The 21,339-nt window shown below is 39.7% G+C and carries 22 protein-coding genes; 4 read left to right on the top strand and 18 right to left on the bottom strand.

The features are described 5' to 3' along the window. Positions 1–117 precede the first annotated feature (117 nt). The gene (locus WAA15_RS20450) at positions 118–795 is read right to left on the bottom strand and encodes an ABC transporter ATP-binding protein (RefSeq protein WP_337044698.1); all 678 of its coding nucleotides are present in this window, start codon (positions 793–795) and stop codon (positions 118–120) included. Between the two features lie 49 nt (positions 796–844). Continuing rightward, complete coding sequence (locus tag WAA15_RS20455) at positions 845–2,095, bottom strand: efflux RND transporter periplasmic adaptor subunit (RefSeq protein ID WP_337044699.1); 1,251 nt, start codon at positions 2,093–2,095, stop codon at positions 845–847. A gap of 373 nt (positions 2,096–2,468) precedes the next feature. Here WAA15_RS20455 and WAA15_RS20460 point away from each other — a divergent pair, with 373 nt between their 5' ends. After that, on the top strand, positions 2,469–3,821 hold the full coding sequence (locus tag WAA15_RS20460; RefSeq protein ID WP_337044700.1) for a sigma-54-dependent transcriptional regulator: 1,353 nt from the start codon (positions 2,469–2,471) through the stop codon (positions 3,819–3,821). Positions 3,822–3,904: 83 nt separating this feature from the next. On the opposite strand, the gene WAA15_RS20465 is transcribed toward WAA15_RS20460, so the two are convergent. Next, on the bottom strand, positions 3,905–4,549 hold the full coding sequence (locus WAA15_RS20465) for a pyridoxamine 5'-phosphate oxidase family protein (RefSeq protein ID WP_337044701.1): 645 nt from the start codon (positions 4,547–4,549) through the stop codon (positions 3,905–3,907). Positions 4,550–4,642: 93 nt separating this feature from the next. Between WAA15_RS20465 and WAA15_RS20470 the strand changes: the two genes are divergently transcribed. Further along, positions 4,643–6,118: an aminotransferase-like domain-containing protein gene (locus WAA15_RS20470; RefSeq protein ID WP_337044702.1), complete on the top strand. Its 1,476-nt coding sequence runs from the start codon at positions 4,643–4,645 to the stop codon at positions 6,116–6,118. A 2-nt stretch (positions 6,119–6,120) separates the two neighbouring features. On the opposite strand, the gene WAA15_RS20475 is transcribed toward WAA15_RS20470, so the two are convergent. The 5 genes from WAA15_RS20475 to WAA15_RS20495 form a co-directional block, all read right to left on the bottom strand. Further along, positions 6,121–6,471: a Spx/MgsR family RNA polymerase-binding regulatory protein gene (locus tag WAA15_RS20475; RefSeq protein ID WP_337044703.1), complete on the bottom strand. Its 351-nt coding sequence runs from the start codon at positions 6,469–6,471 to the stop codon at positions 6,121–6,123. Positions 6,472–6,672: 201 nt separating this feature from the next. Continuing rightward, complete coding sequence (locus WAA15_RS20480) at positions 6,673–7,233, bottom strand: DUF4136 domain-containing protein (RefSeq protein WP_337044704.1); 561 nt, start codon at positions 7,231–7,233, stop codon at positions 6,673–6,675. Between the two features lie 220 nt (positions 7,234–7,453). After that, entirely contained in the window at positions 7,454–8,479 is a 1,026-nt protein-coding gene (gene aroB, locus WAA15_RS20485; protein WP_337044705.1) for a 3-dehydroquinate synthase, read from the bottom strand. 115 nt (positions 8,480–8,594) lie between these two features. Beyond that, entirely contained in the window at positions 8,595–8,831 is a 237-nt protein-coding gene (locus WAA15_RS20490) for a hypothetical protein (protein ID WP_337044706.1), read from the bottom strand. After that, positions 8,800–9,405: an RNA polymerase sigma factor gene (locus WAA15_RS20495; RefSeq protein WP_337044707.1), complete on the bottom strand. Its 606-nt coding sequence runs from the start codon at positions 9,403–9,405 to the stop codon at positions 8,800–8,802. Before WAA15_RS20495 ends, WAA15_RS20490 begins: the two co-directional genes overlap by 32 nt. Before the next feature lie 348 nt (positions 9,406–9,753). On the opposite strand from WAA15_RS20495, the gene WAA15_RS20500 reads away from it, so the two are divergent. Beyond that, positions 9,754–10,992 (top strand): hypothetical protein, encoded by a 1,239-nt coding sequence (locus tag WAA15_RS20500; RefSeq protein WP_337044708.1) that lies wholly within the window; start codon positions 9,754–9,756, stop codon positions 10,990–10,992. An 88-nt stretch (positions 10,993–11,080) separates the two neighbouring features. Here WAA15_RS20500 and WAA15_RS20505 read toward each other — a convergent pair whose 3' ends face one another. From WAA15_RS20505 to WAA15_RS20545, 9 genes are all read right to left on the bottom strand, one after another. Continuing rightward, on the bottom strand, positions 11,081–11,773 hold the full coding sequence (locus WAA15_RS20505; protein ID WP_337044709.1) for a YjjG family noncanonical pyrimidine nucleotidase: 693 nt from the start codon (positions 11,771–11,773) through the stop codon (positions 11,081–11,083). 28 nt (positions 11,774–11,801) lie between these two features. Next, positions 11,802–12,119, bottom strand: coding sequence for a (2Fe-2S) ferredoxin domain-containing protein (locus WAA15_RS20510; protein ID WP_337044710.1), 318 nt, complete (start codon positions 12,117–12,119; stop codon positions 11,802–11,804). 75 nt (positions 12,120–12,194) lie between these two features. Then, on the bottom strand, positions 12,195–12,623 hold the full coding sequence (locus WAA15_RS20515) for a hypothetical protein (protein WP_337044711.1): 429 nt from the start codon (positions 12,621–12,623) through the stop codon (positions 12,195–12,197). Positions 12,624–12,680: 57 nt separating this feature from the next. After that, positions 12,681–13,418 carry a shikimate dehydrogenase family protein gene (locus tag WAA15_RS20520; RefSeq protein WP_337044712.1) on the bottom strand — a complete coding sequence of 246 codons (738 nt, stop codon included), beginning with the start codon at positions 13,416–13,418 and terminating at the stop codon, positions 12,681–12,683. Positions 13,419–13,420: 2 nt separating this feature from the next. Further along, positions 13,421–14,065, bottom strand: coding sequence for a VTT domain-containing protein (locus tag WAA15_RS20525; RefSeq protein WP_337044713.1), 645 nt, complete (start codon positions 14,063–14,065; stop codon positions 13,421–13,423). Positions 14,066–14,128: 63 nt separating this feature from the next. After that, positions 14,129–14,953 carry a phosphosulfolactate synthase gene (locus tag WAA15_RS20530; protein WP_337044714.1) on the bottom strand — a complete coding sequence of 275 codons (825 nt, stop codon included), beginning with the start codon at positions 14,951–14,953 and terminating at the stop codon, positions 14,129–14,131. A gap of 120 nt (positions 14,954–15,073) precedes the next feature. Next, complete coding sequence (locus WAA15_RS20535) at positions 15,074–16,774, bottom strand: pseudouridine synthase (RefSeq protein ID WP_337044715.1); 1,701 nt, start codon at positions 16,772–16,774, stop codon at positions 15,074–15,076. Between the two features lie 70 nt (positions 16,775–16,844). Beyond that, positions 16,845–17,681 (bottom strand): ThuA domain-containing protein, encoded by an 837-nt coding sequence (locus WAA15_RS20540; protein WP_337044716.1) that lies wholly within the window; start codon positions 17,679–17,681, stop codon positions 16,845–16,847. A 115-nt stretch (positions 17,682–17,796) separates the two neighbouring features. Then, the gene (locus WAA15_RS20545; RefSeq protein ID WP_337044717.1) at positions 17,797–18,414 is read right to left on the bottom strand and encodes an inorganic pyrophosphatase; all 618 of its coding nucleotides are present in this window, start codon (positions 18,412–18,414) and stop codon (positions 17,797–17,799) included. A 343-nt stretch (positions 18,415–18,757) separates the two neighbouring features. Between WAA15_RS20545 and uvrB the strand changes: the two genes are divergently transcribed. After that, the gene (gene uvrB / locus WAA15_RS20550) at positions 18,758–20,779 is read left to right on the top strand and encodes an excinuclease ABC subunit UvrB (RefSeq protein WP_337044718.1); all 2,022 of its coding nucleotides are present in this window, start codon (positions 18,758–18,760) and stop codon (positions 20,777–20,779) included. 63 nt (positions 20,780–20,842) lie between these two features. Here uvrB and ssb read toward each other — a convergent pair whose 3' ends face one another. Beyond that, the gene (gene ssb, locus WAA15_RS20555; RefSeq protein WP_337044719.1) at positions 20,843–21,313 is read right to left on the bottom strand and encodes a single-stranded DNA-binding protein; all 471 of its coding nucleotides are present in this window, start codon (positions 21,311–21,313) and stop codon (positions 20,843–20,845) included. Positions 21,314–21,339: the final 26 nt, after the last annotated feature.

Below are 21,339 nucleotides of genomic sequence, written 5' to 3' on the forward strand. Positions count from 1 at the left end.
GCTTGAAGTATGACAATAGCAAATAAAGCTTACTATGATTTTTACCATAATAAGCCTATTCTGCTTCATTTTTTACTAACTCGTCTTTATTCTGGCTAACCAGTCAGAAAATATCTTTTATATATGGAAGTTCTCTGTTACAACTTTTCCATCGAAAAGGTTGATAGTTCTATGCGAGAATCCTGCGTCATGAGGCGAGTGCGTAACCATAATAATGGTAGTACCTTCTTTGTTAAGCTCTAGCAAGAGTTTCATTACTTCTTCTCCGTTGGTAGAGTCAAGGTTACCAGTAGGCTCATCGGCAAGGATCAATTTCGGTTTGGCAACTACGGCACGTGCAATTGCTACACGTTGTTGCTGACCACCCGATAACTGTTGTGGGAAGTGGTTACGGCGATGCATGATATTCATACGTTCCAACACATCTTCTACTTTTTTCTTACGCTCGGTAGCAGGTGTTTTCAAGTATAAAAGTGGAAGTTCCACGTTCTCATATACTGTTAGTTCGTCAATAAGGTTAAAGCTCTGGAAAACGAAACCGATATTGCCTTTACGGTGTGAGGCACGTTCTCTTTCACTTAATTTGGCTACTTCAACTCCATAAAAGTCATAGCTTCCTTCGCTAGGGTTATCTAATAAGCCCATGATATTGAGCAAGGTTGATTTTCCGCAACCTGATGGCCCCATGATAGCGACGAACTCGCCATCTTTAATGTTTATGTCAATGCCATTGAGGGCGGTAGTTTCTACCTCTTCGGTAGTGAATACTTTCTGAAGATTAGATATTTTTATCATAATTTTGTTTTTTATATGCTTGAATATCAAAGGGTTGTTTAACTATTTATTATTTTAATTGAAGTACTTCGTTATCGCCGAAATTCTCGTAAGATGAAGTAATTACTTGGTCGCCTACTTGTAAGCCTTCTAATACTTCAAAGTACTCAGGGTTTTTGCGGCCTAAAGTAATTTTACGTTTTATAGCCTTAGAACCCGATTTATCGACTACATACACCCAGTTTCCGCCGGTATCAGAGAAGAAACCACCTACCGGTAGAAGCGTTGCTTTGGTAGCTTTGCCTAACTCCAGACGGATAGGAGACGATTGCCCTCTTTTAATGCCTTCAGGAACACCTTTTGAAAAAATCATGTCTACCTGAAAACGACCGTTACGAACCTCAGGATATATTTTTGTAATTTCGAGTGGATACTCTTTTCCATTAAATTCAAACGAACCACCTAACCCTGCAAAAATTCTTGAAATATAATGCTCGTCAATATCAACCCGCATTTTAAATCCGTTAAGGTCATCAATCTGACCAATATTCTGGCCTTGATTAATATTCGACCCCACCTCTACATCAATCGAAGACAACAAACCTGAAACCGGAGCCTTTACTACAAGGTTTTCGAGGGTTTCGCGCCACAATTGTACGTTTCTCTGGGTACGTTCCAAAGTACCTTCCAATTGTTTTATTTGCATGGCTGCGTTTTCTTCCTGATACCTTTGTGACTCTTGGTCAATTTCTTTCTGGCTTACCAGTTTTTCATAGTCACGTTTTGCTTTCAGGTAATCGGCCTCAGGAATTACCTTATCGGTATAAAGTTTTTTGTTACGCTCATATAAATCTTTCGACTGCGCTATTAAAAAGTCAAGGTCCGACATATTTTTACGAATCGTGAATTTCTCTACTTTCAAGCGTTGGCGTGTATTTTGTAAATCGTTTACCAGTCGGCTTGCTTCCGTTTCTGATTGCAAGAAGTTTAGTTTCAGATTTTGGTTCTCTAGTCTTAATATTACTTGTCCTTGTTTTACCATATTACCACCATCCACAACTTTTTCTTTCACGTAGCCTCCTACGATGGCATCTAAGCGAATAATTCTTAAAGGTAAAACTACTCCTGTAACTACTATGAATTCATCAAAATTACCATTAGTTACCTGCGAAATAGTCATTTTATCTTTTTCTGCATTCAAAGTAGAGCGTCGGTCAGCAAAAAGCAGGCTATACGCTGCAAATGATGCAAATAATACTCCACCTATGGTTAATAAGATTCGCTGTCTACTCCAGAATTTCTTTTTTATCTGCTTGTCCATTGTAATTGTTAGAATTGCTAGGCAACTTGTGTTAAGGCAAATTGGCGCTGTGACTAATTGTTAATTTACTAATTAAGAATAAGATTTAAATCTGTACATTATAATTCATATTGTGTGCCAAATATTTCAAACAACTGATAATCAGTTATTTATAAAAAAAATAAATTTTAAAATTGTCCGAAATCGGACAATACTTGTACGCTCACGGACGAATGTGCTTTAACTGCCATTTCTGGCAAAAAAAATTAATCGGTTTATTATCAATGAATTATTCGAGCTTTTGTAAATTTCATTTTTGAAAGGAATAATTTTTGTCGTAAAATGCATAAAAAAACTCTTTTAACAAGATTTTTTACTAATCTTAACCTGAATTATGTCAAAACTTTTAATTGTTGACGACGATGTAGATGTATTAAGTGCAGCTAAGTTATTTTTGAAAAGGCATTTTACTCAAGTCGATATTGAAAAAAATCCTGAGCGAATTCCGTTTCTGGTTTCAAATGGCAATTACGATGTAATATTGCTCGATATGAATTTCACACGTGATGTTAATACGGGTAAAGAAGGCTTCGAATGGCTCGACCGCATACTTGATATTGACCCTCAGGCATCGGTAGTGTTGTTTACGGCCTACGGAGATGTTGAAATGGCTGTGCGGGCCATTAAAGTGGGGGCTTCTGATTTTGTACTGAAACCTTGGGAAAACGAAAAATTGTTGGCCACGATGCAGTCGGCCCTTGAAATACGAGAACAACGCACAGGCAAAACACCGACCGTCAAACGTAAAGCCGAAAGTAAAGTTGAAATTATAGGCAAAAGCCCTGCCATGCAAAAAATATTTGAGACCATTGACAGGGTAGCGGCTACTGATGCAAATATTCTGATACTGGGCGAAAACGGTACAGGTAAAGATGTAATAGCCAGGGCTATACATGAGAAGTCAGACAGAGCCGATAAACCTTTTGTACACGCCGATTTAGGCTCAATTTCTGAAACATTATTTGAAAGCGAACTCTTCGGGCATGTAAAAGGTGCTTTTACTGATGCCCGCGAAGACCGTATCGGGCGTTTTGAGGAAGCGAATGAAGGAACTATCTTTCTGGATGAAATCGGGAATATCCCCCTGCCTTTACAAGCTAAGCTACTAACAGTACTGCAAAACCGTAGCGTAACAAAAGTAGGCTCAAGCAAAGCCAAAAATATTGATGTAAGGCTGATTTGCGCCACCAACGAGCCTATTCATGCAAGAGTAGCGCAGCGTACTTTCCGTCAGGATTTGTTGTATCGTATAAATACAATTGAAATTAAACTGCCCCCACTACGCGAACGAATTGAGGATATTCTGCCACTGGCCGACCATTTCCTTAAACTGTACCGGAAAAAATATAATCGTCCGGTAAGTTCTATCAGTGCGGCATTAGTAAAACAACTCCAACGGTACCACTGGGCTGGTAACGTACGTGAGCTACAACACGCCATTGAACGCGCTGTTATTCTGTGTCAGGGAAATGTGCTACAACCCGAAGACTTTTTTGAAGGGCATCCGTTAGAAAAGCAGCAAGAAGCTATGCCTTCGTTTGACCAGACCTTTCAGTTAGAAGAAATGGAAAAAATGCTGATTATCAAAACCCTGAAAAAGTTCAATGGAAATATTACAGAAGCCGCCCGCGAAATGGGCCTCACCAGACAAGCCTTGTACAGGCGTGTAGAAAAATATGGTATCTGAAAATATTATCAAAAACTATATCATTTGCTTCATGAGGGTTGGCTATTATTTATTCATAGCCAACCCTCTTTGCTTTATAAGTCTTATTTTTTATAGTTTACTACGTAATCGGGTACGGGTTTATCAAATAGCATTTTGGGGTCTGTAATTGGTGTCTGTGCTTGTAATTTCAATGGCAATACACCTGCCCATACAGGCACCTGATAATCTTCTTCGTCATCGTTAGGGCCACCCGAACGCACTTTAGCCGAAGCCTCTTCAATCTCGAACGAAATAACCATGGTAGCTTTCATTTCTTTGGCATTGGGTTCTCTGACCTCCTCCCAACGCCCCGGAATCACATGATTAGTAAAAGCCTCAAGGGCATCCCAACGTTCTTTTTCGTCTGTAACCAAAGTACCCGAACTAAACATTACTACCGACCTGTAATTAACCGAATGGCTAAACGCCGAACGTGCCAGCACCAGACCATCAATCAGCGAAACCGTCAGGCAAACCCTGCGCCCATCGACCAGATTCCGCATAAAATGACTCCCGACAGACCCATGAATATAAAGTTTGTTTCCCATACGGCAATAGCCGGTGGGTATCATCATGGGTTGGTTTTCATGCACATAAGCTATATGGCAAAAAAGCCCCTCGTCTAAAATCTGATAAATGGTGGCTTCATCATAATGCCCTCGTTTAGCCACTCGGCTCATTTTGGTACTTGGCGTAATCGGATACATAATTGACTAAATAAATATTGTAAATGATGAGGCAAAATTATATTTTTACTGGATTACTATGTGCGTCCATTTTAATAACATCAGGTAGTCCAGATGAAAATTCCTTATAAAATTCTTATTCCGTTCGATAAGTCTTCGGCTTTACCCGTTTATATACAGATTTCGAGTGCTATTATTAAAAGCATTCAGGATGGTATACTGCAACCGGGTGTCAAGCTACCCGGCACCAGACAAATGGCCGAGCTGCTTGCCGTCCATAGAAAAACCATTATAGCTGCTTATGATGAACTGTTGTCGCAGAACTGGCTGGAAATTATACCCCAAAAGGGTACTTTTATCACAGAAAAGCTACCCGTTGTTAAGCCTCTGGCTTTAACAACCCAAACCCACCGAGATACCATTAACCAAACACTACAAAACAAGCTTAATAAACATAGTTTTATATATCCGCCACCCAATATTACGCACAAACTGGCTTTTAACGACGGGCTACCCGATGTTCGTTTGGCTCCTCGTGAAGAATGGGCAAGGCTATATGCGCATTATATCCGCTATGCCGACCCTGCACTTATTGGGTACACAGACCCCAAAGGAGCCATTCGTTTCAGAACCTTGTTTGCTAAATACCTGAGCGAAACCCGCGGAATAAGAGCTATGGCCGATAATATTATCACTACGAGGGGCAGCCAGATGGGTATTTATCTGGCAGGGCTCACTATTCTGCAACCAAATGATGTGGCCATTGTGGGTGAGCTTAATTATAGGGCGGCGAATCTGACATTCAGGCAGTTAGGGGCTGAACTGGTTACAATTCCGGTTGATGAAGACGGATTACAAATAGATGCCATTGAAACAATATGCCAGCAAAAGCCTGTCAAGATGGTTTACGTTACCTCGCATCATTACCACCCTACTACGGTTACGCTAAAACCCGAACGACGCCTTAAACTGCTCACACTGGCAGAAAAGTACCAGTTTTTTATTATTGAAGATGATTACGATTATGATTATCATTATTCGAACGCGCCTATTTTGCCGCTAGCAAGTGCCGACAGAACCGGATGGGTTATTTATCTGGGGTCTTTCAGTAAACAGATTGCTCCTGCATTCAGGGTTGGGTATGTAGCTGCAAACGAAACCATTATTGATGAAATGGCCCGACTCAGAAGAGTGATTGACAGGCAGAACGATACTGTACTAGAATTTTGTCTGGCTGATATGCTCGAAAACGGCGACTTAAAACGATATGCCACCAAAGCATTGAAAGTATACCGCGAAAGGCGGGATTTTACTTGTGATTTACTAAAAAAACAGTTAGGCGAAAATATAGATTTCAGAATTCCTGACGGTGGTATGGCTATCTGGGCAAATTTTACGCCTGATTTTCCTCTGAAAACCCTTTCTGAAAAAGTAGCCAAACAAGGCTTGTATTTATCAGACGGACAAATATTTACACAAGAAAACCCCACACTAAACGCTTGTCGTATGGGGTTTGCCAGTATGAATTTCAAAGAAACTGAAGATGCCGTCAGGATTCTGAAAAAGGCTATGGCTAGTAAAATTCCATAAACCTAAACATTAAATATAGCTTTATACTCTTCTGGTTTGAAACCAATAGCCAGAATTTTTCCGTTCTCAACCACTGGTCTTTTTATCACAGAGCTTCGTTCGGTCATTAATTTCATGGCCGATGCGGGGTCTGTTATCTGGCTTTTTTCTTCTTCCGAAAATCCTTTGAAAGTAGCCGATGCCTTGTTAACCAATTTTTCCAATGGCACTTGTGTAAGCCATTCTTCAAGTTTTTGCTGATTGATACCCTCGGTCTTATAGTTATGAAACCGATAAGCAATGTTGTTGGTTTTGAGCCAGTCGAGTGTTTTTTTTACTGTGTCGCAATTAGGTATTCCGTAAACTGTTAGCATTGTCATGAATAGAAAATGAGGAACACTTACATTCCTCATTTTATGTGTTTAAAATATAAAATCTTTATTAATTTAGTTTAAGGTTTGTGCGCTTACAAAGAAGCAAATAAGTGGTTTTAACTTAAAAATACTCTGTTAGGGCTTAAAACGTAGCACCTGATACTTACCTTGTGGGGAGCCTATACCGCTGAGGCAACTGCCTTAAAAATCTTCGATTTTGCGCGGTTTTTCTCCGGCGGCAAATAAAGGATACTGGTCAAAGATATTCCGAACTACATTCCGATAGTAATTAATGGGTTTGTTTACATTTTTGTTAAAAACACCGGAAGCATATCCTCTCCAGATAAGGCGGCTGCTTTCAGCATCAAGTAACGATACCAGAATCATGCCCCCTCCGAAATGGAAGTTCTGTGTTTTGTAGGTATCGTCTTCATCAAAATGGTTTACCCAACGGTCAAGGGCAGGCTGAAAATACCCTTTGTAATCTACACGGTCACGAATAATACTATAACTTACCAGCAAACCGGGTTCTTTGTCTGTTACCTTATAACCTCTGGCTTTCATTTGGCGGCGAATAGCATCCTGAATTTCCGTACAAACAAACGAGGTGTCAATTTCACAATTAAGAAAATTATAGGTTTTATACTTGGTAAAGTCGGTGTCATAACTATAATCATTGTCTACCATCAATTTGAGGGAATGACAACCTGAAAATGCGACACCCAGCGCAATAAGAGCAGAAAATAAATACAATTTTTTCATAAGGTATACAGATTATTTGATTAAATACAGCTTACTACTTTACTTATTTATAAACAAACTCATAAAATTTCAAGGCACGTGTCCATTCAAATTTACCGAGTGTTTACCAAAAAGTCAAGATAAGTTTATTGATTGATTTGACTACTTTACCGAGCAAATAACATACGTTTTAACTTATCCGAATGGTAGTTTATGCAGTATTCTCAAAAAACCTGTTCCATCAATTCACGTAATATGCCAAGGCTTTTTTCATTTCCTCTTTCGATACTGCTATGTCATATAAGCAACTACCTGCACTATTAATCAACGAAAAACGTATTTCTTTTCCTTTATTTTTTTTGTCCTGCTGTGTATGCTTTATAATGGCCTCGAAATCTTGTTCTTTCATAGGCACCTTGCCATACACCGAAAATATAAACTCTTCAATCTGAGCTAATGTTTGCTCAGTTATCAGATTTCTTTCAAAAGATATATACGACTCAGAAAGCATTCCGGTTGCAATAGCTTCGCCATGAAGCAACTTTTTTTTGCCTTTATCCAAAAAATAGGTCTCAACGGCATGGCCAAGTGTGTGTCCGAAGTTCAGAATCTTGCGTAAACCCTTTTCGGTGGGGTCTTGCTCAACCACTTTTTTCTTAATGGCTACGGAGTGCGCTATTAAATCAGGGAAGTTCTGCTGGTCTAAATCTTTCCTTCTGATTTCGTCCCATTTCTCGCCATCCTGAATCAGGCAATGTTTAATTATTTCTGCAAAACCCGAACGTTTTTCTCTTTCCGAAAGGGTTTCCAGAAACACGGGGTCAATTAATACTGCTTTAGGCAACGTAAAAACGCCCAGATGATTCTTGAATCCGTGGAAATCAATGCCAAGTTTACCGCCTACACTGGCATCGACCTGTGCCAGTAGCGTTGTAGGTATCTGAATGAAATCTATGCCTCGTTTGTAAGTTGCTGCACAGAAACCACCCATATCGCCTATTACACCACCACCCAGATTAATCATCAGTGCGTGTCGGTCTAATTCAGCATCGGTCATTGCCGACCAAATTTGCTCACAAGTGATTAGGTTTTTGTATTCTTCGCCATTTTTAACAGTAATTAGCGTATGTTTGGGCAAAGAATTTTTGATGAAAGGATAGCAGAATTTTTTCGTATTGGTATCAGCCAGAACTATAATTTTTGAATAGTCTTTCTGAGCCAGAAAATTCTGTAAACTTTCGGTAACAGGAGAGATAATAACAGACATCTTACTTTTGATTCTATGAAAAACCAAAGGTAATGATGATTTAAAGAATTGCCAACTTTTGGCAGGATGACATTAGCGTTTATAGCCGGATGGCATCCAAGCAAAAAGCCCAAAATTAAATTTTGGGCTGGTAATTTCTTGAATAGTTTAAAATGTTATCTATCGCTTTATCCGAAGGCGAAAGTTGAATTTTGTCTAAACCTGTTTTGATATCGGCACAATCGAGGTAGAAGTCAAGTATTTCTGCATCCTGAAGCAAAGCGTCTTCTATGAATGCGTTTTCTTGGCTCGATGTCTCGTTGTACAAATACCGGATGACATCATTTTGCGTATTGGTAAAGGTTTGTATCATAAGCATATGCTGTTTTACTCATCATTTTTCTTAAGTTAATGAGAGCATAACGCATTCTACCTAACGCTGTGTTGATACTTACACCAGTAGCATCGGCTATTTCCTGGAAACTCATGTCATCGTAATGACGCATTACCAGAACCTCACGCTGCTGGTCAGGAAGACGTTTGATTAAATCTCTTAGATGTTCATGAGACTCTCTTTTAATCTGCATCGACTCGATAGAGTCTTCAGCAAACTCAAGTGTGTTAAAAACACTGCTTCCGTCTTCAAACACTACGCTAGGGTAGCGTTTCTCTCTACGGAAATAGTCAATTGCCAAATTGTGAGCTATTCTGAGTACCCATGGAAGGAACTTACCTTCTTCGTTGTATTTGCCTTCACGTAAAACTTCTACAGCCTTGATAAAGGTATCTTGTAGCAAATCTTCTGCTACGTACTGGTCTTTTACAACAAGATAAATGGTAGTATAGACTTTAGACTTATAACGTTGTACAAGTGTGGCAAAAGCCTTTTCATTACCGCGGATATACAATGATACTAGTTCACTATCGCTAACTTGGATTTTTCCCATTTCTGTATTTCATTTTAGTTAACGTAGAGGTTTATATCATATTGTATATTTTGGTTTTAATTTTAGAAGATTTTTTTTTGTTTTATCAAAGATATGAATTTCCGCTTATTCCTGTCAAGTGTTTAACACAAAATTTTAGTTAATAAATTGTTAATATACCAAATGAAATTCTGACTTTACCGTTATATACCAAATAAAGAGGTAAAAATGCAGAGCAAAATTTTGTTCAGTTTTCTGCGAATAAAGAATTGAGAATCAATACCTTATGAGAGCCTGATATTACATTGCGTTTTTCGGTATAGTTTTTGTATAAACATGTAATATGTCTCAAAAAATATAGTTTTAAAAATGTCACAACCGACTAACAACTTTTCCCTAAAGTTTTCTGAATTAACAGATACAGAAAACAAAACACTGCAAAAACCTGCTTTTGTAGTAACCGAATTGCGCGGCTTAGGGTTCCATAAAATTAACTTTTTAACCAGAACAACAATTGTATTTTTTCTAGTTTTATTGTTTTCTGTAACTAAATCTTTCGGGCAAAGAGACCAGATTACTACACAAGCCGGAGAGAAAATCAGGTGCCGGATAGTAGACGAAACTCCAACCAAATTTATTTACGTCTATTTGTCACCTACGGGAAAAATACTGAGAAACGAAATTTTCAAGAATCTTGTAAGCGACTTTAAATATAATTATTACCCAGAAAACCTTATCACTAAAGGGAATAAGGTTATATCAGGCTCGGATACGAAAGAGACAGGTAAAAGCGGCGCTACGCCAGAAAAAACTACCAAACAAACTACTCCTGCTGATACCAAAGCAACTACCTCGCCCCCTAAACAGGCAGAGAAAACAGTTGAAAAGGAAGAAAAAACCATAGTGAAAGACGATAAAGTCAATGCACCGCTTACGCCTAAAAAAGAAAAGAACGAATTTGATAATTATCTCAAATTCAGGGTTGGTGTAAGAGGCGGTTTTGGCAACATGCTGGCTAAAATTGACGCGAAGGATGAATATGGACTTTATCAGGAAAAGCTACTCAGGGGCTGGACATGGGGTGCCGATTTCTCCTACTTCCCTACTGATAATTTTGGCTTTGGTATTATGTTCCATGATTTCCAGAGTAAAAACAGTGCCCAGAACATAAAATATCGTTTCCTGAAAAATGGCGAATTAATTGATACCACCGGAAGTTTAAACAATAAACGTTCGGCTAAATTTGTAGGGCCTGTGTTTTATTTCCGTAAGAATATCGACTATAAAACAATGGTTATTCTGGGTTTGGCTCCGGGTGCTTATTTCTATAATGACAAAGGGGAATATAACGGCACTAAAATTCCTTATAAAGGTTGGGATTTTGGAGGTGCAGCTACATTAGGCATTGATTTTATGTTAGGAAATGATATTACAGGCCGAGACATTATTTTAAGCCTAGAAGCAGGTTATAATTACGGACAGATTCGGTCAATGGATTTTAGCGACGGAAAAGGTACGGTAAAACTAGCTAAACCGCTGGATCTAAGCCGCGTTGATTTTACCATAGGGCTACGATTTACCCGTTACCCAAGATATTTAAGCAACTAAACAAGGTTATACTAAAAAGCAGGGCTATGCACATAACATAGCTCTGCTTTTTTATGTAGGCTGGTAGTAAAATCTTGAGTATGCTTGGCTAGAGAATATTTTTGAGGTCAAGGAGTTTCTTTATTTCAAAAGTAGGCTTTTGCGTAATAGAGAAATTATCAGGATTATAAAACACAGAATCCATGTCGGCATTGATAGCTCCTAATATATCGGCCTCGTAGTTGTCGCCTATCATCAGGCTTTCTGATAAGTTGGCTTTAGCCACTTTTACCGCATAATCAAAAATTCTTTTGTCAGGCTTTCGGGCTTCTGCCCTCTCGTTAGTTACCACCTCAGCAAAATAATGTGCAATAGCCGAGCTTTTCATCTTTTTCGACTGCACATCTTGCCATCCGTTACTAATAATATGTAGCTCGTAGTGAGGAGCCAGAAATTCAAGTACTTCGATAGCCCCTTCTATCAGATGAGATTTCTGCGGGAGTAACTCCAGAAAAGCCTCGTTGAGTTTCAAACCCAGCGTTTCGTCAGCTTCCACGCCCAAATTCAGAAGAGTATCTCTGAACCGGCGGCGGCGAAGCTCTTCGTGGGTAATCTGATTACTTTCCAACAAAGACCAGTAGCGTTTGTTTACCACCGAAAATTCAGCCTGAAACCTACTCAGGTCAGTAATACTCCATGAATGCAAATCGAAACTTGCATACAAATCTGCCAGAGATTCTTTTGAGTTTTTTTCAAAATCCCATAAAGTATGGTCAAGGTCAAAAAAAAGGTGCTTGTACATAGCTGCTGTGTCTTATTTATTGCCAGCCTTAGGCTCTTGCCGGAAACTTAAGCATTAGTCTTTCAACAGGCTGGTTATTTACCAAATGGCTTTCCACAATTTCTTCAATATCTGCCAGCTGTACGTTTCCGTACCAGACACCTTCAGGGTATACTACTACCGAAGGGCCAAAGGCGCAAACATCCAGACAACCGCTTTTTTGCGCTCTTATGTCAAGGTTTAAACCTTTATCTTTGATTGATGCCTTAAATGCTTCTACTAAGGCCATGCCATGTACACTTCCGCAAGATTTTTTAGGGGCTTCTTTATCGTTTGTACAAACAAATACGTGTTTTTTAAATTTCATATAGAGTTAATTAGCAAAATAAAACGCCACAAAGGTACGAAAACTTTGTGGCGTCGAAAGTATTTTTTATGAATATCAAAACCAACCGAATGGGTCCCAGAAACCGCCAATACCCCAGATAAGGGTTGCTATTATACAGCCCCATAATGCTTGTTTCACTTGGTCGCGGTCATTATCTGTTATAATATATACTAAACCTAAACCTACAATACCCAAACAACATCCCCACCAAAAACCACCTACAATTGGCATTTCTTTCATGGGCGACAGATTTGTTTCAGTAGTTTCAATTAGTTCAAAGCCTTCCAGTAATTCAGGGTTTGTTTGCTTAACACTTTCTAAAGTAGCTTCTGGATGCTCAGAAAGATACTTTTCTAATGCTTCTACTTTAGCAAATTCGTTATCAATTTTTTTTGCCTGATATTGCAATTCGGCAGTAACTGCAAATGAGGAAATAACAGTAACAAAAAATAGCAAGAGCAATAAACTGATTTTTGTTTTCATAATTGAGGCAAGGTTTATGTAATGCTTACTAGATGCTTTTTTATTAAATATGGTTGCTTATGAATTCCAGATTTCCCAGGCTTTTTCTGCCTGTAAATGTAACATCTTTAACCCATTATGAATTTTTGCCCCTTTTGCCTGCCCCTTCTCTAAGAAGAGTGTCTGCACGGGGTTATACACTAAATCGTACAGATAATGTTCAGGCGTTAATAACTCATACGGAATATCAGGGCATACATCAGATTTAGGATATGTACCTACTGGTGAAGAGTTAACAATAAGCTGATAATTTGTTAGCTCGGCTGCCAGTTCGTCGTAAGTCAATGTATCGGCCGATTTTGTTCTTGAAACTACTTTGAAAGGAATAGCTAAATCTTTGAGGGCAGCCGCTACGGCTTTGGCAGCTCCGCCATTGCCTAAAATCAATGCTTTCAATGCCCCACCCGCAGGTATAAAGGCTTCAAGAGAAGTTTTAAAACCATAGTAATCTGAGTTATAACCAATCAGTTTCCCCCCTTCTCCTATTTTAATGACATTAACGGCACCTACTTTTTCGGCCGAAGCATCGAGGCCATCCAGATAAGGCATAACCGCCTGTTTGTGCGGGATAGTTACGTTCAACCCTCTTAAATCTGGTTGATTTCGGATTAAATCAGGGAAATCCTGAATATCGGCCAATTCAAATTTTTCATAGGCATTGTTTTCAGCAATACCCATTTTATCAAACTTTTCAGTAAAATATTGCTTTGAAAATGAATGCCCAAGCGGATACCCGATAAGACCGTAAATGTTCATGGTTATTTTTTCAGGAATTTAGCTTTAATAATTGCCCAAATCATAGGGGCAATCGAAACGAAAACGATACCTAATACAACTTTTTCAAAATTAGCTTTTACCCAAGCATTAGAGCCGAGGAAATAACCCAGAAGTGTGATACTAGTTACCCACAAAATAGCTCCCAGAATACAAAACATAATATACTTAGGGTATTTCATGCTTCCGGCACCGGCTACAAATGGCGCAATAGTGCGTACAATAGGCATAAAACGCGCCAGAATTACCGTTCTACCGCCGTGTTTTTCGTAAAATTCTTCGGTTTGAGTAATGTAAGAACGTTTCAGAAAAAGTATTTTTTCTCTGGATTTGATGTAATTACTAAAGTTTTTACCCACGAAGTAATTGACATTATCGCCCAGCAAAGCGGCCAGAATTAATAACGGAATCATGATTGTTACGTCTAGCTTTCCGGTAGATGAGGCCAGCAAACCTGCCGCAAAAAGCAGCGAGTCGCCCGGTAAAAGGGGCATAATAATTAAACCCGTTTCGACAAAAATTATCAGAAACAAGATACCGTAAGTTAGTGTATCGTATTTATCGAGAAAGCCCTGTAAAGTTAAAAGAGGGTCTTTGAGTAAATCAAGTAGAAAGTGTACGATTTCCATAAAAGTTAAACCCCTTAAAGTTAAGGGGCAGGCATTGGTTTAAAATATTTTTAGTAGTGAAAGTTATTCATCCTGTGCGATTCTTCTATCGCTACTATATTTACCTAATTTGAAGCGTTTTTTGGTTTTTTCTGTCAGGAAATTCCCGAAGGTATCTCCTCTCAAGCCCAAACGAATTGTTTCAAGTGGTATTACTTCGTTCGGAGCAATATTACCTACATTTACATTAGGGCCTACCAGTTTTACAAAATATACTTGTTGTGATTTTTGTGGTGCTTCCCAGATAATTTTTTCGGCCGGAATAGCATGAATAATTTCATCAACCAACCCCTGACGCACCTCTCCACTACTACGAAACAGCCCCACATTTCCGCCTTCGCGTGCTTCGCCAATTACTTTCCATGCGCCGGCGTTTAGCTCGGCCTGCATCATTTCTATCCATTTATAAGGTGCAAAAATCTTTTCAGCATCTTTTGAACCTACCTCCGACAACACCTTTGCACGTGTTGCCAAGCGGGCAATATAACCACATTTTTCATCATGAGGGATTTCAATAGAGCCGTCCGAAACTTCGCAATGTTCTAAGCCGTATTGGTCTAATACTTTCAGATAATCTTCAAACTGGTCTCTTACCACAAAAGCCTCAAAGAGGGTTCCACCAAAATAAACAGGCACGCCTGCATCTTTGTAAACTTTTATTTTATCTTTCAGATTAGGTGTAACGAAGGAAGTTGCCCATCCTAGTTTCACGATGTCGATATGAGGAGCAGAAATCGATAGCATATCTTCTACCTCTCTGATACTCAATCCTTTATCCATTACCATCGTTAGACCTGACTCGCGGGGCTTACCTGTACGCTTAGGAACTTGACTTAGGTTATAATTCATTCTGTGTAATTACTTTTTTGCAAATGTAATAATTTTTGTAATCGTTAGTATTAATATACTCAAGTAGCATGAAATAAAAAATGCCATAACCCTAAGTTATGGCATTTATCAAGCTCTTGTCTAAATCATATATTTTAAGCGAATCACTTCTTTTTCGGTCAGGAAACGCCACTTTCCGCGCGGGAGGTCTTTTTTATTCAAGCCGGCATAAGTAGTGCGGTCAAGTTTCAGAACTTCATAGCCGAAATGTTCAAAAATACGGCGTACAATACGGTTTTTACCGCTATGAATTTCAATACCTACTACTTCGGCGTCAGGAGTTACAAGGGCTAGGTCGTCAGCCTTAATAAAACCATCTTCTAACTCAATGCCTTCTCTGATGGCTTCAAAATGTTCACTTGCGATAGGCTTGTCCAATTCAACCTGATATATTTTTCTGATTTCGTTCGATGGATGCGAAAGTTTCTCTGCCAGCTCGCCATCGTTGGTTAATAATAGCAAACCCGTAGTATTTCTATCTAGCCGTCCTACTGGGTATACCCTTTCGTCACAAGCATTGGCCACTAGGTCCATTACGGTACGGCGTTCGTTCGGGTCTTCGGTAGTCGTGATAAAATCCTTCGGTTTGTTAAGTAAAATATAAACCAGTTTCTCAGGATTAAGTATCTTTTTGCCATATTTTACAACATCGCCGGGCTTTACTTTATAACCCATTTCGGTTATTTCTTTGCCATTTACTGTAATCTGCCCCGATGCAATAAGTTCGTCTGCGTCTCGTCTGGATGCAATACCTGCATTAGAAATATAGCGATTAAGCCTTATTAATCCGTCAGATTCTTTATTTACGCTCTCGATTTTTCGTTGAACTTTAGGCGGCAATGAGTTTTTCATTTTATCCAGATTGTAGTCTGGAGAAGCTATTTTGGAAGCACTTGCCTGATTTTCTTTGCGTTCGGTTCTGGCATCACGGCCAAAACCTCTGTCACGGTTATTATCTCTTCTTTCAGGGCGACCTTTATCTCTGCTAAAAGTCCGTTTTTCTGTAAAACCTTCGTCTTCTCTTGGAGCCGGACGGTCACCAAAGGTTTTTCTTTCACCATAAGGGCGTTTCTTGTCGAAACCCTCTTCGCTTCCACGCGCCGGACGGTCACCAAAGGTTTTTCTTTCACCATAAGGGCGTTTCTTGTCGAAACCCTCTTCACTTCTAGGAGCCGGACGGTCACCAAAAGTTTTTCTTTCGCCGTAAGGACGTTTCTTGTCGAAACCCTCTTCACTTCCACGCGCCGGACGGTCACCAAAGGTTTTTCTTTCGCCGTAAGGACGTTTCTTGTCGAAACCCTCTTCACTTCTACGGGCCGGACGGTCACCAAAGGTTTTTCTTTCGCCGTAAGGGCGTTTTTTATCGAAACCCTCTTCACTTCCACGCGCCGGACGGTCACCAAAGGTTTTTCTTTCGCCGTAAGGACGTTTCTTATCTGTTCCTTCTTCTCTTCTTGACGAAGAACGTGCATCTGAAAAAGTTTTTTTCTCGCCAAAAGAACGTTTTTTATCAAATGGGCGGTCAGACGATTCTGTTACAAATGGTTTCTTTTCGCCAAATGGGCGTTTTTCACCAAAACGAGGTTCGGTAAAACTTCTTTCGTAACCGTCTTTTTTAGGAAAATTGCTTTTAGGTTTAAACCCTGAAGATGATTTTTTGTCGCTGTAAGAACGTTTTTCGTCTGAAAAGTTCTTTTTATCCGAACGTTTGTCGGTTTTAGGAGAGAAAGAATTGCCTTTATCTGCTTTTCTCGGTCTCTGAGGTCTTTCTGTATTTTTCATTGAGTTTGCAGCATCACTGCTGTAATTTATTGATTATCAACCGCAAAGGTACAACAATAAACCGATATTCCTAGAATTTCCCTGCCCATTCAATACCACCAATAATGTGCTGCAATGAATTACTATCAGTAAAGGTTTCGTCGGTATGCCCTAAACCTGTATAAAACATTCTTCCTTTACCTATTACGTTTGTCCATGCAATGGGGTGGTCGCCGCCCATTCCTTTGGTTTCTCCTACATCATAAGTTTTTTCATCTAACGACATCAGTACCTGAAGGCTGTCTTTGCCTCTGACCGAATTTTTATAATTATACCATTCATCGGCTTTTTTCCAATGCTCCGGCAGGTGTTTTGTACTTGGGTGCGTTCTGTTTTCGGTAGTAATGGTTGCTTCGGGCGTATGCGGAAAAATACTATGGTCACGGAAGTGTGTTCCTAGAAGTTTATCGTACCACAGCCAGTCATATTCGGTATCGGCTGCGGCATGAATACCTACATACCCACCGCCGTTTTCAATAAATTTTTCAAAAGATTTTTCCTGTTCAGGGGTAAGCACATCGCCTGTGGTTGAAAGAAATACCACCACTTTAAACCGATTCAGGTAATCGTCGTTAAAAAAGGCACCGTTTTCGGTAGTTATAATCTTCCAGCCTCTGGCATCGCCAGCTTTCTTTATGGCCTCAATGCCAGCTTCAATTGACGAATGCCTGAAACCATTGGTTTTGGAGAAAACCAGTACACCTTTGTCTCCAACCTGACCCGGGTCGGCGGGGCGAACGGTATCAAAAACCGGATGTTGCCAAGGCAGTTTTTTTACCATATACATACCATACACAAAAAAACCACTTATAATTACTACAATAGCCAGTAGAACCCAGCCAACAATTTTTATTATTTTATGTAGCATAACGAAAGGGAATGAAGGTTGAATTAACGAGATAAATATACTATTTTAAACCAAACAAAAAGAGGTATAAGCCAAATTTAGCTTATACCTCCTGTATATTTTTTATGCTATGTGCTTAGATAGGCTTAAAAATCAAATCTCGGTAATCCATCATTGATTTTCTGATTACTTCGTGTGCGCCTTCTCTGCCATATACGTTTGAAATTTCGATGGCATTTTTCTCGTCAGGTAGGCTTTTATAAGTCAGGAAGTAGTGTTTCAGACGTGCCAGAATAGCTTCTGGTAACTCGGTAATATCCTTAAATTTCTGATAAATAGGGTCTGCCACAAGCACCGCAATAATTTTATCATCGGCTTCGCCTTTATCTAGTAAACACAGCCCCCCTATCGGAATAGCCTGCAACAAAATATCTCCGTGCGGAATGTTGTGGCTCGATAACACACAAATGTCAAGTGGGTCGCCGTCTCCTTCCATTACTTTTTCAGAACCTCTTTCGCGGGCGAGTTTGGCTACTTCTTCTCCACAATAAGTTTGCGGAATAAAGCCATACAACGAAGGAATAATATTTGAGTATTTTTGTGGGCGGTCTATTTTTAAATAACCTGATTCTTTATCTACCTCGTATTTAATGGTGTCAGAAGGAACAATCTCAATAAATACCGTCACTGTTTCAGGGGCCTTTTCTCCAACCGGAATCCCGTGCCAGGGATGCGCTTTGTAAACTGGTTTCATAAAAACGTATTTTTTTGACAAATAAACACAATTCCGTTAACACTTATGCAATAAAACTATTTGCTGAACAGCCAATTTCACCAACTACGGCTTTATTTTACAATAAATTCATATAATTTCCTGAAATACTACCAGCCTGTGTGTGTACGTTAATGACTGTTGAGGCTATGGCTATCTATGGCAACATCAACCATAAATATTTACTAAAACTACGCCCGAAAAAGGGTATTTACCCCAGCAAAAATAAAAGAAAGCATACCTCCTTTTTTATTCTGAAAAACGAAACTATAAACACAAAACTTATGTTTTAATTGAATAGGCTTTTGATAATCTTCACTTAAATATGCAGTATAAACTAACCTCAAATTACAAACCTACCGGCGACCAGCCACAGGCCATTCAGAAACTGGTAGAAGGAATCAGAAACGGAGAAGATACTCAGGTGCTATTGGGCGTTACAGGCTCGGGCAAAACATTTACTGTTGCCAACGTAATTGCTCAGCTCGACCGCCCTGTGCTGATTTTAAGCCATAATAAAACACTGGCAGCCCAGTTGTACGGAGAGTTTAAGCAGTTTTTCCCTGAAAATGCGGTGGAGTATTTTATTAGTTATTACGACTATTACCAGCCAGAGGCTTATATTGCTACCACCAACACTTACATTGAAAAAGACCTTATGATTAATGAAGAGATTGACAAGTTACGTCTTTCGACAGTTTCTTCGTTAATGTCGGGGCGGCGCGATGTTATTGTGGTTGCTTCGGTTTCGTGCATTTATGGTGCCGGAAACCCTCATGAAATGAAGCAAAGTATTATACAGATAAGAACAGGGCAGACCATTAGCCGGAATCAGTTCTTATACAAGCTAGTCGAGATTCTTTACTCACGTACAGAAGCCGAGTTTGCACGTGGAAACTTTCGGGTAAAGGGCGATACCGTAGATTTATACCCCAGTTATGCAGATTTTGCCTATCGGTTTATTTTCTTTGGTGACGAAATAGAGGAAATTCAGCGAATAGACCCTAATAATGGCAAAAAATTATCTACTGAAAAACAAATTGCCATCTTTCCGGCTAATTTGTTTGTAACAGGGCGCGATGTAATGCAGACGGCTATTCATGAAATACAGGATGAGTTGGTTAAACAAATAAAATATTTTGAGTCGGACGGTCGCCTGTTGGAAGCACAGCGTATACAGGAACGTACAGAATTTGACTTGGAAATGATGCGTGAGCTAGGCTATTGCTCAGGCATTGAAAACTACTCAAGATTTTTTGACCGCCGCCAACCCGGTCAACGCCCATTCTGTTTGCTTGATTATTTCCCTGAAGATTTTATTCTGGTAGTAGATGAAAGCCACGTGTCAATGCCACAAATAAGGGCCATGTGGGGCGGCGACCGCTCGCGTAAGGAATCGTTGGTTGAATATGGTTTCCGCCTGCCTTCTGCGTTGGATAACCGCCCGTTAAAATTTCAGGAATTTGAAGACCTGATAGGTCAGACCATTTTTGTTAGTGCAACTCCCGCCGATTATGAAATACGACGTACTGATGGCGTAGTAGTTGAACAGATTATCAGGCCAACGGGCTTGCTTGACCCTGAAATTGAAGTAAGACCAAGTATTAATCAGATTGACGATTTACTGGAAGAAATTCATATACGTATTGAACGCAAAGAGCGGGTGCTTGTAACCACACTTACCAAAAGAATGGCTGAGGAATTAAGCAAATATCTTGAACGAGTGGGTATCAAGGGGCGTTACATTCACTCAGAGGTAAAAACTTTTGAGCGTGTCGAGATTCTGCGTGAGCTACGGTTAGGTGTTTTTGATGTATTGGTAGGTGTGAACCTCTTGAGAGAGGGGCTAGATTTACCGGAGGTTTCGCTGGTAGCAATTATGGATGCCGATAAGGAGGGCTTTCTGCGTGATATACGTTCTTTGATACAGACTATTGGCCGCGCAGCCCGTAATGAAAACGGAAAGGTGCTAATGTATGCAGATACCATTACTGGCTCGATGGCTAAAGCCATTGATGAAACGAACCGTCGGCGTGGTATTCAGATGGCTTATAATGAAGCAAACGGAATTATTCCGAAAACGGTGTTCAAATCGAAAGAGGCTATTATGGAGCAAACTTCTATTGCAGATAACAAGCCAACTACTAAAATGTATTATCTGGAGCCAGAAGAAATAAATGTAGCCGCCGACCCAGTAGTTAATTACATGAACAAAGGGCAACTGGAAAAGCTACTGGAAGAAACCCAAAGGAAAATGGAACGTGCCGCCAAAGAGCTTGATTTCCTTGAGGCAGCCCGTTTCAGAGATGAAATGCTTCAACTAAAACAGAAAATTGAGAAATTATAAATATTATAAACGCAAACAGGGGTTCAATTGGCTGAACCCCTGTTTTTATGTTGTAACTTCAATTTAGAAAGGCAAATCGTCGCCACCATTGCCGGCCATTTCAATAGGCGGAGGTGTAGGCACAGGTGCCGCTTTAGGTGCATAAGAGTTTCCGGTATTGCCATAAGATGGAGCCGAATCGTTATCTTCTACGGAGTTAGCTCCTCTGCCGCCAACCAATTGCATGGTTGTTCCTCTTATTTTCTGCGTGTATCTTTCCTGACCGTTCTGGTCTGTCCATTTTTCTGTACGAATTTTACCCTCAACATAAGCCATATCACCTTTTTTTAGATATTGCTCAGCAATATTTGCAAGGTTATCCCAAAGTTCAATCCTATGCCATTCTGTTTGCTCTACTTTTTCACCATTTTTATTGGTATAGTTTTCTGAAGTAGCAATGCTAAAGTTAACCACTTTACCACCGCTTGGAAGTGTGCGGACTTCGGGGTCTGACCCTAACCTTCCTAATAAAATAACTTTGTTTACACCAGCCATTTTTCTAATTGTGTTTGAAATATTGT

Source organism: Emticicia sp. 17c (assembly GCF_037153985.1).
In the GTDB taxonomy this organism is placed as follows: Bacteria; Bacteroidota; Bacteroidia; order Cytophagales; family Spirosomataceae; genus Emticicia.

Coding starts and splice junctions, on each gene's coding strand:
- WAA15_RS20465 (WP_337044701.1), bottom strand. CDS start 4,549: ATGTATCCGATTACGCCAAGTACCAAAATGAGCCGAGTGGCTAAACGA.
- WAA15_RS20515 (WP_337044711.1), bottom strand. CDS start 12,623: ATGAAAACAAAAATCAGTTTATTGCTCTTGCTATTTTTTGTTACTGTT.
- WAA15_RS20525 (WP_337044713.1), bottom strand. CDS start 14,065: ATGGAAATCGTACACTTTCTACTTGATTTACTCAAAGACCCTCTTTTA.
- WAA15_RS20510 (WP_337044710.1), bottom strand. CDS start 12,119: ATGAAATTTAAAAAACACGTATTTGTTTGTACAAACGATAAAGAAGCC.
- WAA15_RS20540 (WP_337044716.1), bottom strand. CDS start 17,681: ATGCTACATAAAATAATAAAAATTGTTGGCTGGGTTCTACTGGCTATT.
- WAA15_RS20460 (WP_337044700.1), top strand. CDS start 2,469: ATGTCAAAACTTTTAATTGTTGACGACGATGTAGATGTATTAAGTGCA.
- WAA15_RS20470 (WP_337044702.1), top strand. CDS start 4,643: ATGAAAATTCCTTATAAAATTCTTATTCCGTTCGATAAGTCTTCGGCT.
- WAA15_RS20490 (WP_337044706.1), bottom strand. CDS start 8,831: ATGATACAAACCTTTACCAATACGCAAAATGATGTCATCCGGTATTTG.
- WAA15_RS20495 (WP_337044707.1), bottom strand. CDS start 9,405: ATGGGAAAAATCCAAGTTAGCGATAGTGAACTAGTATCATTGTATATC.
- WAA15_RS20535 (WP_337044715.1), bottom strand. CDS start 16,774: ATGAAAAATACAGAAAGACCTCAGAGACCGAGAAAAGCAGATAAAGGC.
- WAA15_RS20475 (WP_337044703.1), bottom strand. CDS start 6,471: ATGCTAACAGTTTACGGAATACCTAATTGCGACACAGTAAAAAAAACA.
- WAA15_RS20500 (WP_337044708.1), top strand. CDS start 9,754: ATGTCACAACCGACTAACAACTTTTCCCTAAAGTTTTCTGAATTAACA.
- WAA15_RS20480 (WP_337044704.1), bottom strand. CDS start 7,233: ATGAAAAAATTGTATTTATTTTCTGCTCTTATTGCGCTGGGTGTCGCA.
- WAA15_RS20455 (WP_337044699.1), bottom strand. CDS start 2,095: ATGGACAAGCAGATAAAAAAGAAATTCTGGAGTAGACAGCGAATCTTA.
- WAA15_RS20530 (WP_337044714.1), bottom strand. CDS start 14,953: ATGAATTATAACCTAAGTCAAGTTCCTAAGCGTACAGGTAAGCCCCGC.
- ssb (WP_337044719.1), bottom strand. CDS start 21,313: ATGGCTGGTGTAAACAAAGTTATTTTATTAGGAAGGTTAGGGTCAGAC.
- WAA15_RS20505 (WP_337044709.1), bottom strand. CDS start 11,773: ATGTACAAGCACCTTTTTTTTGACCTTGACCATACTTTATGGGATTTT.
- uvrB (WP_337044718.1), top strand. CDS start 18,758: ATGCAGTATAAACTAACCTCAAATTACAAACCTACCGGCGACCAGCCA.
- aroB (WP_337044705.1), bottom strand. CDS start 8,479: ATGTCTGTTATTATCTCTCCTGTTACCGAAAGTTTACAGAATTTTCTG.
- WAA15_RS20450 (WP_337044698.1), bottom strand. CDS start 795: ATGATAAAAATATCTAATCTTCAGAAAGTATTCACTACCGAAGAGGTA.
- WAA15_RS20545 (WP_337044717.1), bottom strand. CDS start 18,414: ATGAAACCAGTTTACAAAGCGCATCCCTGGCACGGGATTCCGGTTGGA.
- WAA15_RS20520 (WP_337044712.1), bottom strand. CDS start 13,418: ATGAACATTTACGGTCTTATCGGGTATCCGCTTGGGCATTCATTTTCA.